At 69.8% G+C, this 10,090-nt stretch carries 5 protein-coding genes and 1 tRNA gene; all 6 read right to left on the bottom strand.

Annotated elements, in window-relative coordinates; all coding sequences use genetic code 11:
• Window positions 1-13 precede the first annotated feature (13 nt).
• A complete protein-coding gene (locus G5T42_RS11115) occupies window positions 14-3,259 on the bottom strand; it encodes a tetratricopeptide repeat protein (RefSeq protein WP_165128527.1) in 3,246 nt (1,081 codons plus the stop codon).
• A gap of 387 nt (window positions 3,260-3,646) precedes the next feature.
• A tRNA-Thr gene (locus G5T42_RS11110) sits at window positions 3,647-3,722 on the bottom strand.
• Between the two features lie 149 nt (window positions 3,723-3,871).
• Window positions 3,872-5,431 carry an alpha/beta hydrolase gene (locus tag G5T42_RS11105; RefSeq protein ID WP_165128525.1) on the bottom strand — a complete coding sequence of 520 codons (1,560 nt, stop codon included), beginning with the start codon at window positions 5,429-5,431 and terminating at the stop codon, window positions 3,872-3,874.
• Window positions 5,428-6,585 (bottom strand): DNA polymerase III subunit delta', encoded by a 1,158-nt coding sequence (locus G5T42_RS11100; protein WP_165128523.1) that lies wholly within the window; start codon window positions 6,583-6,585, stop codon window positions 5,428-5,430. Before G5T42_RS11100 ends, G5T42_RS11105 begins: the two co-directional genes overlap by 4 nt.
• Before the next feature lie 10 nt (window positions 6,586-6,595).
• Window positions 6,596-7,300, bottom strand: coding sequence for a dTMP kinase (gene tmk, locus G5T42_RS11095; protein WP_165128521.1), 705 nt, complete (start codon window positions 7,298-7,300; stop codon window positions 6,596-6,598).
• On the bottom strand, window positions 7,297-10,020 hold the full coding sequence (gene topA / locus G5T42_RS11090; protein WP_165128519.1) for a type I DNA topoisomerase: 2,724 nt from the start codon (window positions 10,018-10,020) through the stop codon (window positions 7,297-7,299). Before topA ends, tmk begins: the two co-directional genes overlap by 4 nt.
• Window positions 10,021-10,090: the final 70 nt, after the last annotated feature.

Below are 10,090 nucleotides of genomic sequence, written 5' to 3'. Positions count from 1 at the left end.
GTCCGAGGCTTCCTCACGCCCGGGGCGTGAAGGAGTAGGCGAGGATCAGGGCGATGTTGTCGATGTCGTCCAGCTCCAGCGCGCCGTCGTGCACGCGGTCGGGGTTGTCGCCCGGATCGACCTGGATCCGGTAGGCGCCGAACGCGCTCTGCCCGGTGACGGCCGCCTGCAGCGCGGTCGCATCCACCGAGCCATCCGCTGCGGTCGTGACCGTGACCGGGGCCGAGCCCGGGGCGGTGACCCGCAGCACGAGCCCCTCTGCGCCGGGGGCCGGCGTCGTGCTGGCGATCAGGCTCAGTCCCGTCAGCACGGGCAGCGTCTCGGTGGCGGAGAAGCTCGTGCGGTCGAGCGAGAAGTCGAGCACGCCGGTGCTGTAGAACGCGAAGAACGCGTCGGCGAACGCCCAGCGGAGCGGGAACGGCCGCGTCCGGTCGTTCGCAGCCGGGCGGTTGGCCAGCTCCTCGAGCACCGCCTCCTTCAGATCGGGGTCGAAGCGGGCTGTGTAGGTGAACGTCAGCCGCACGTCGATGAGGCTCGCGAACTGCAGCTCGTTGGCCGCCTTCGGGAACTCGAGGGTCCACGACGACGCCACGCCCGCGCCCTCGAAGACCCGCAGACGCCTGGCGTCGGGGTGGTCGAGCAAGGCGTCCCGCCTGAGGTCGAAGTCGGAGAGGACGAGGGTCTCCCGCGTCTGCACGCGGTGCTTGGTGGCGCCTCCCGCGGTCGACGGCACGCGGTAGTGCGAGATTCCGGCGTTCGACAGGGTGCCGCTGAGGCCCCGCGCCGGGACGATCCCGTCCACCGCGACCTCCACCGCCTCGATCCGACCCGCGTACGTGCCGGGATACTTCGCGTCGAAATCGTCGAGGTCGGTCTGGAACTCCATCCGGCCGGTCCGGCGCAGCTGTGTCTCGAAGAGGAACGGGTAGCGCTCGGCCAGCGAGATGGTCTGCGAGACGGGCTGCGGCTTCGGCGCCGTGGAGGTGATGAGGTCGTACGTGAACGACTGGACGTCGGCCATGAGCGCGTCGCTGGCGAGGAGACCGTGCACGGCGCTGGCCGTGTAGTCGGGGCGGATCACCGCCATGGCCACGTCGTTCTCGAAGTTGTACGCGCGCTGCATGCGCTTGGCGACGTCGAGCGCCATAGCGAGGTACCGCCCCGAGATCTGGCTCATCCGATCGCCGAGCGCGTTCCACACATCGGGCGTGAACCGCTGGTCGTCGAAGGCGGCGAGCAGCTGCTGCGCGTTCTGCACGCGCACCGCGGCGGCATTCGCCTGCGCCTGGGTGGCCGCGGCGCGCGCCTGCGACGCCGCGACCTCCGCACCGGCCTGAACGGCCGCCGCCTCCAGCTCCGCCGCCTGCCGGCGCATCGCGTCGATCTCGTATTCGCGCTGCTGCCGCGCCGCGGTGAGCGACTCGGCTGCCGACAGCGTGCCCCGGTCGCCCGACAGCGAGTAGCCTCCGCGGGACATCCGGTCGGCCAGGGAGTTGAGCTGGCTCGCGTTGCCGTCCTCACCGCCGGACATCTGCTGCGACAGCGCCTGATGCATCGTCCAGTCCCAGGACTTGGCGGTGTACTCGTCGGCATTGTCACGGGCGTCCTGCGCCCGCAGGTTGGCCACGTCCTGACCGGCACGGTACGCGGCGACCTCGGCGTTGGCCGCGGCCACGGCCCGCTGGGCGGCCTGAAGTTCGGCCGCGGACTGGGTGATGTTCTGCGTCAGCTGGGTGCGCGTCAGCTCACCGGAATCGGCCTTCTCCCAGAAGGTCATCGAGTCGCGCTCGGCGCCGATCGCGAGCTGGCAGAAGTTGACCGCGACGGACTGCAGGTAGTCGAACGTCCAGATCGGCACCTGCTGCGCCCAGTGCCCCCAGAAGTCCAAGCCGCCCGAGATCTTGGCGAGGCGCGACCACACGTCGAAGAGCACGGCGGTGATCGCCGGCGAGGCGGTGATGGCCGACGGGTCGTCGAGGTGCGCGATCGCCTGGCGTGCCTGGTCGGCTGCGGGAGCCAGCGGCTCCAGCGTGTACAGCGAAGCGTCCGGCGCGGCGCCGTCGGCCGTCAGCACCTTCTCGTAGACAGGGAGCGCCGCAGCGGGATCGTCGGCGCGGAACAGCGCGTCGCCCCAGTCGAGGTAGAGGTTCGCCAGCCGTGCCCACACATAGGGGGCCTCGATAGCCGCATTCAGGTAGGTGTAGGAGGCGGCCTTCAGGTACCACGTCTCCGCCGCCGCCCACTGCCCGAGAGCGTGGTAGTCCTCGGCGAGGCCCAGCGTCGTCTCGTAGTACCAGGCGTGCGCGAGGCCGGCCGCGACATCCGCCGGCTTCTTCGGCTCGAGCAGCACGTCCGGCAGGAACTTCAGTTTCACGCGTGAGGCGTACAGCACGTCCTGCAGCTTGGTGGCATCGGGCGCGGATCCCTCCGCCCAGGCGATCGATTTCGACCCATCGCCGACGGGGAACGAATAGGTGCGCTTCTGCGCGGTGAGCTGCGGAGGAATGCCCACCACGACCGGGTCTGCGATCGCGTCGAACAGCCCGGCTGTGAAAGCCCCCTTGCGCGTGAGCGCCACCCCGAAGCCGTCGCCGCCCGCAGCGAAGTGCTCGACACCGTCCCCGTCGAGGTTGAGCCCCCGTCCCACACGGCGTCGGATGACGGGTCCGCCGACTACAGGGACGGGTTCGGCGGGATCCGCCACCTCCGGCTTCGGCGACTCGGCCTTCGTGATCGCTTCGATGAGCCTCGGCGCCTCGGCGTTCGCCCGCTCGAGGAAGAACGCCGACGACTCGGTCGCCCCGTTGGCCTTGAGGGTCTGGGACAGGCGGTAGTCGGCCACCGCGGCTGCCTCGGTCGCTCCGGTCGCGTTGCTCAGGAGCCCGTAGACGGGTGCGTCGACGGCCATCGTCTCGCGTGGGCGCACGCCGTCGAGTCCCTGCTCGACGGGCAGGACGTTGAGCCATTCGACGGCGTAGGAGAACAGCGGCTTCGAGACGTCGAGCCGGTCGACGATGCGGTCCTTGTACTCGGTCAGCGGGAACAGCTGTCCCCAGATGAGCTGCCTCGCCCGCGTGTAGCCGTCGATGGATGCAGTGAAGCGGCGGGCTCGATAATCGCCGGCCGCTTTGACTAGGAGCTGTTCGATCGACGCGAGGGTCGCGGCATCCTTGCTGTCGGTCACCCCCGCGACCGCGGTCAGAAGCGCCTCCGTCCGCCGGAATGAGTAAGCGATGTCGAGCGTGTAGTCGATGGACATGTCAGCCTCCCGAAAGCGTGGTCCACCTGATGAGAGGGCGACGCGCACCGCCTGATACATCGACGGACGACTCGATCTGTCGACGTCCTCGGGAGTGGGTCGCGGAGCTCCGCCGGCTCACGCCGACGGGAGGCCAGGCGATCACCGGAGCGTGGGATCGCCTGACGCCGACGCTTCAGGAGTGCACGCGGGCTCTCTTGCGAGCGCTGCGGGAACAGGACATACGAAGCCACCCTTCGCCTGCTCGTGACGCGCAGACCTGGCGATCCCCCGATCGCCGACCCGGCGCCAAACCACCGTGGTGGTCTCGGCCGAGACGATAAACCTCGCGGAGCGCGTCCGCAAGGGCGGGTGCCGAGGCGAGATCCCGCCGGGGATGGAGGCTTGTGGAGCCACCTAAGGGAATCGAACCCTTGACCTATTCATTACGAGTGAATCGCTCTGCCGACTGAGCTAAGGTGGCGCACCTCGCTTGCGCGGGGCACGATCAACGATCTTACAGGGTCGCGGGAGTGCTCGCGAACCGAGCCGCACACCGCGCGGGCCGCCCGCACCTCACACCGATTCGAGGGGTGACGAGTCGGTTCCGGATGCCGCGGCATCCGGCATCCGTCACTTCTCGCAGCGCAGCCCGTCTTCAGGAACCGTGCCCTGGAGCAGGTACGCCTCGACCGCCCGGTCGACGCAGCTGTTGCCCTTGTTGTAGCCGGTGTGTCCCTCGCCGACCCGGGTGATCAGCACGCCGGACGACAGCTGATCGGCGAGCGACACGGCCCATTCGTAAGGCGTCGCGGGGTCGTTCGTCGTGCCGACGACGACGATCGGCGCAGCGCCGGCGGCCGTGATCGGCTCGCGGACGCCGGTCGGCGGGTACGGCCACACCTCGCACGGGTCGGGTCCGAACCAGTACGGTGCCACGGTCGGCGCCTTCTCGGCGAGCGTGGCCTGCGCGGCCGCGAGGTCTTCGGGCGACGAGTCGACGGGATAGTCCATGCAGTTGTACGCGCGGAACGCCTCGGTCGAGTTGTCGGTGTAGGTGCCGTTCTCCCGCGCGTAGTAGAAGTCGGCGAGCTGGAACGCCGTATCGGGGTTGCCCTGCAGCGCGTCGGCGAGCGCCATCGTCAGGTAGGGCCAGCTGTCCTCGGAGTACAGCGCCGCCACGATGGCGGTCATGAGCGAGTCGGCGCCGAGGTCGCGGCCATCCGAGCCCGGAAGCGGCGACCGGTCGACACTCGCGAGGAGCGTGCCCAGGTCTGCCATCCCGTCATCGACGGTGCCGCTGAAGGGGCAGTCGTCGCCGTCCAGGCAGGCGGCCATGTAGGCGCGAAGCGCGCTCTCGAACCCGATCCCCTGAGTGATGTTGACGTCGAGCCCCGTCACCGACGGGTCGATGGCGCCGTCCAGCACGAGCCGGCCGACCTTGTCGGGGTAGAGCTTCGCGTAGGTCGCGCCGAGGAAGGTGCCGTACGAGTAGCCGAGGTAGTTGAGGCTCTCGTCGCCGAGGACGGCACGCAGGAGATCCATGTCGCGCGCCGCGTTCTCGGTCGTGATGTAGGGCAGGATGCCGTCGCTGTTGGCGTCGCACGCCTCGGCGAACCGCTTGTGCGCGTCGAGGAGGTCTTCCGTCCACGCCGCCGAGCCGCGCGGGTCGGGGACGATGTCGAAGATGTAGGCGTCCATCTCCGCGGCGTCGTAGCAGCGGACGGCCGTCGACTCCCCCACGCCGCGAGGATCGAAGCCGATGACGTCGTAGGACTTCTGCAGCGGCTCGCCGACCGCGAACGACAGCGAGTCGCGGATCAGATCCACTCCGCTCGCGCCCGGACCGCCGGGGTTCGTGAGGAGCGATCCGATGGCCTCGCCCCCGGTCGCACGGTGGCGGATGACCGAGAGGTCGATCTCACCGGCGCTCGGATCGGCCCAGTCGAGCGGTGCCGTGACCGTCGTGCAGTCGAAGCCCCCGCCGCAGTCCTTCCACGTCAGCTCCTGACCGTAGTACGGCAGGAGCTCGGCAGCGACGCCCTGCGTGTCGGGCGTGGCGCTCGCACTCGACCGGGGCGCCTCGTCGGGGATGAGCTGGTAGAGGCAGCCCGAGAGGAGGAGGGAGGCCGCGGCCAGGGCTGCGACGAGCGCGGGGACGCGGCGCCTCCGGCGCGTGGGGGTCTGGTTCACGGGGTCCTTCCACTGGCGACGGTGATCAGCATGCTCTCGAGCGCGAGGGCGGGGGCCGCGTTCTGCTCGAGGTTGCGTCGGGTCTCGGTGATCCGATCGAGCACCGTGAGGGTGCGCTCGGGCGTCCACGCCGGTGCGAGCGCGCGGAGCTCGGTCTCGAGCTCGGTGTTGATGAGATCGTCGTCGCGGCCGAACTGCAGCACGACGACGTCACGGAACATCGACTGCAGATCGGTGAGCACCCGGTCGATCCCGTCGCGGAGGCTCCGCGTCGCACGGCGCTTCTGGTCGTCCTCGAGAGCCGAGAGCTGCGAGCGCACGGCCGGAGGGATCGGCGATCCCTCGGCGATCCCGAGCGTCCGCAGAAGGGTCGAGCGCTCCGACTCGTCGCGCTCCGCGGTCAGGGCCTTGGCGTCGTCGGTCGCCACCTGCACGATCGTGCCGGCGACCTCGACGGCGTCGCCGACTCCGCGCACGCGGAGGACGGCCCGCAGCGTCGCATCGCGGCGAGCGCGAGCCGAGGCATCCGTCGCCAGCCGCTGAGCCATGCCGATGTGCCGCTGCGCGTGGCGCGCGGACTGCTCGGCGACGGCCTCGTCCACACCGGTGCGCTGCACGATGAGCCGCGCGACATCGGCGATCTCGGGATCCCGGAGTCGGAGGGTGCGCACCCGCGAGCGGATCGTCGGCAGCAGGTCGGCGTCGCTCGGCGCGCAGAGCACCCAGACGGTGCGCTCGGGGGGTTCCTCGAGCGCCTTGAGGAGGACGTTGGAGGTGCGCTCGGCCATCCGGTCGGCATCCTCCATCACGATGACGCGGTAGCGGCCGAGCGACGGGGCGAAGTACGAGCGTTCGACGAGCGCCCGCGCGTCCTTGATCGAGATGATGACGCCCTCGGTGCGCAGAGCCGTGAGGTCGGGGTGCGTGCCCGCGAGCACCTGCCGCATCGCCGCCTCGTCGCCGGGCTCGGCGATGAGGGCGGCGGCGAACGCGTGGGCGAGCGTCGATCGCCCCGACCCGGGCGGGCCCGTGATGAGCCACGCGTGGGTCATCGACGCGGGATCGGATGCCGCGGCCTGCAGCGCGGCGACCGCGTCGTCCTGCCCCCAGACGTCGCTCCAAGGCAGAGCGGCGACCTGCGCCGTGGCATCCATGGCGTCCAGCCTAACCGTGCGCTCCGACGCTTCCCCGTGCGGCCGAGACCCCTGTGAGCAGCGTCTCGACGCGGGCGCGGATGTCGGCAGCGAGGTCGGCGGCGGGTCGCGATGCGTCGAGCACGAGGAACCGGTCGGGCTCCTCGCGGGCGATCGCGAGGAAGCGTTCGCGGACCCGGTCGTGGAACTCCTCGCGCTCGGCCTCGAGGCGATCGAACGGCTTGTCATCGGCGTCGAGGCGCCGACGGGCCGCGGTGTGGTCGAGGTCGAGGAGCACCGTGAGGTCGGGCAGCAGTCCGCCCGCGGCCCACAGGGAGAGATCCCGGATCTGCTCGGCTTCGAGCTGCCGGCCTTCGCCCTGGTAGGCGACGGACGAGTCGAGGTAGCGGTCCTGGATGACGACCTCCCCGCGTTCGAGGGCGGGGCGGACGACCGTCGCGATGTGGTGGGCACGGTCGGCGGCGTAGAGGAGCGCTTCGGCGCGCGGCGCGACGTCGCCGCGGTGATGCAGCACGATGTCGCGGATCAGGACCCCGACGTCGGTGCCGCCCGGCTCGCGGGTGCGCACGACCGCGCGGCCGCGCCCGGCCAGCCAGTCGTCGAGGAGTGCGGCCTGCGTCGTCTTGCCGACGCCGTCGCCGCCTTCGAACGTGATGAAGAGGCCGCCCGGCGGCCGCGCGTCGCGTGGAGCCGCCGGAACCGTCGCGTCGGTCACTTCTTGGCCGGCGCCTTGCGCGTCGTCGTGGTCTTGCGCGCCGTCGTGCGCTTGGGTGCCGGGCCCTTGGCGCGCTTGTCGGCGAGCAGCTGGACCGCCCGCGCGAAGTCGACGTCGTCGACGGTCTCGCCCCGCGGGATCGTGGCGTTCGTCTCGCCGTCGGTGACGTAGGGCCCGAAGCGGCCGTCCTTCACCTTGATCGGCTTGCCGCTCGTCGGGTCGGCCTCGAACTCCTTCAGGGCGCTGGATGCGCCGCGCGCGCCGTACTTCGGCTGCGCGTACACGGCGAGCGCCTCTTCGAGGGTGATGTCGAAGATCTGCTGCTCGCTCTGGAGGGTGCGCGAGTCCGTCCCCTTCTTGAGGTACGGACCGTAACGACCGTTCTGCGCCGTGATGACGTCGCCCGACTCCGGGTCGGTCCCCACCACGCGCGGCAGCGACAGAAGCTGCAGCGCCGAGTCGAGGTCGATCGTGTCGACGGACATCGACTTGAAGAGCGAGGCGGTGCGCGGCTTGGGCGCCGGCTCCTTCTTCGCGCCGCGCTTCTTCGGCGCCTCGGCCTCGACGACTTCGCCGGTCGCCGCATCAACCGAATCGGGATCGACCGGATCGGTCTCCTGGACGTAGGGGCCGTACCGGCCGTCCTTCACGACGACGAGCTTGCCGTTCTCGGGATTCTCACCCAGCACGCGGTCGCCGGCGACGGGCGCGTCGATGAGCTCCTGCGCCTTCTCGGCGGTCAGCTCGTCGGGCGCGAGCTCCGGCGGGATGTTGACCCGACGCGGCTCCGCCTCGGGGTTCGCGGAGTCGACGACCTCGAGGTACGGGCCGTACTTGCCGAAGCGGAGGGTCGCGGCATCCGTGATCCGCGTCGCATTGAGCTCGCGGGCGTCGATCTCGCCGAGGTTCTCGACGATGTTCCGAAGACCCACCTGCGCGTCCGAGCCGAAATAGAAGTCGTGCAGCCACGCCCCGCGCTTCTGCTCGCCGCGGGCGATGGCGTCGAGGTCGTCCTCGAGGCCCGCCGTGAAGTCGTAGTCGACGAGATCGGCGAAGTGCTGCTCGAGCAGCCGCACCACGCTGAATGCGAGCCAGCTCGGCACGAGCGCCTGCCCGCGCTTGCTGACGTAGCCGCGGTCGAGGATGACGTCGATGATGCTCGCGAACGTCGAGGGACGGCCGATGCCCTTCTCCTCGAGCGCCTTCACGAGGCTCGCCTCGGTGTACCGGGGCTTGGGGCTCGTCGCGTGCCCCTTGGGCTCGACGTCCGTGAGGCGCAGGACATCGCCGACCGCCATGACGGGAAGCGACTGGTCATCGGCCTTGTCGGCATCGCCGCGCTTCTCGTCGTGTCCTTCTTCATAGGCCTCGAGGAAGCCCTTGAAGGTGTACACGGTTCCGGATGCCGAGAACTCCGCGCGCTGACCGGCGGCGTCGACCGCCAGGGTGACGGTCGTCGTCTCGTACTTGGCGTCCGACATCTGGCTCGCGACGGTCCGCTTCCAGATGAGGTCGTACATGCGCTGCTCGTCGCGGTCGAGCTCCGACGACACCGAGGACGGCGTGCGGAAGTCCTCGCCCGAGGGACGGATCGCCTCGTGCGCCTCCTGGGCGTTCTTGCTGTTGTTGCGATAGACCCGCGGGTTGAGCGGGACCGCCTTCTCGCCGTACAGCGTCACTGCTTGCGCCCGGGCAGCCTCGACCGCCTGCTTCGAGAGAGCGGTCGAGTCGGTGCGCATATAGGTGATGTACCCCTTCTCGTAGAGACGCTGCGCGACGCTCATGGCGTGCTTGGCGCTCATCGAGAGCTTGCGACCCGCCTCCTGCTGGAGGGTCGAGGTCGTGAAGGGGGCCCGGGGACTGCGGGTGCCCGGCTTGGACTCGAGATTCGTGACGGATGCCTGGGCCGCCGCGGTGACCGCGTCGGACAGCGCCCGTGCCGCCGCCTCGTCGAGGACGAGCACGGCCTTCTTCAGGACGCCGAGGTCGTCGAAGTCCGTTCCCCGCGCGAGCGGAGCGCCGTCGACGCGGACGAGGCGGGTCGTGAAGGACGCGGATGCCTCCTGCCGCTTGGTGGCGAGAGCCTCGACGTCCCAATAGGACGCCGACTTGAACGCCATGCGCTCCCGCTCCCGGTCGACGACCATGCGCGTCGCGGCGGACTGCACGCGGCCGGCGCTCAGCGTCGATCCTTCGCGGCCGCTTCCCACCTTGCGCCACAGCACGGGCGAGACATCCCAGCCGTACAGGCGGTCGAGCACCCGGCGGGTCTCCTGTGCGTCGACGAGCGCGAGGTCGAGCTCGCGCGTGTTCTCGGCGGCCGCCTTGATGGCGTCCTTCGTGATCTCGTGGAACACCATGCGCTTCACGGGGACCTTGGGCTTCAGCACCTCGAGGAGGTGCCACGCGATGGCCTCGCCCTCGCGATCCTCATCGGTCGCGAGCAGGACTTCGTCGGCTCCCTTGAGTGCGCGCTTGAGCTCGGCGACGGTCTTGGTCTTGCGATCGTTCACGACGTAATAGGGGTCGAAGTCGTTCTCGACGTCGATCGAGTACTTGCCGTACGCCTGCTTCTTGTCGTCCGGGATCTCTTTCTTGCTCGCGAGATCGCGGATGTGCCCGACCGAGCTGAGCACCTCGTAGCCGTCGCCGAGATACCCCTGGATCGACTTCATCTTCGTGGGGGACTCGACGATCACGAGCTTCTTGCCATCTGCCAACGTGAGGCGTCCTTTCTTCGAAGCACACCATACACACCGCTCCCACGGATGGACGCTGTGAGGATGCCCA

The sequence above is a fragment of the Microbacterium sp. 4R-513 genome (genome assembly GCF_011046485.1).
Taxonomy (GTDB): Bacteria; Actinomycetota; Actinomycetes; order Actinomycetales; family Microbacteriaceae; genus Microbacterium.
Note: the sequence above shows the minus strand (reverse complement) of the source record. Positions and strands in the feature narration are given on the sequence as shown.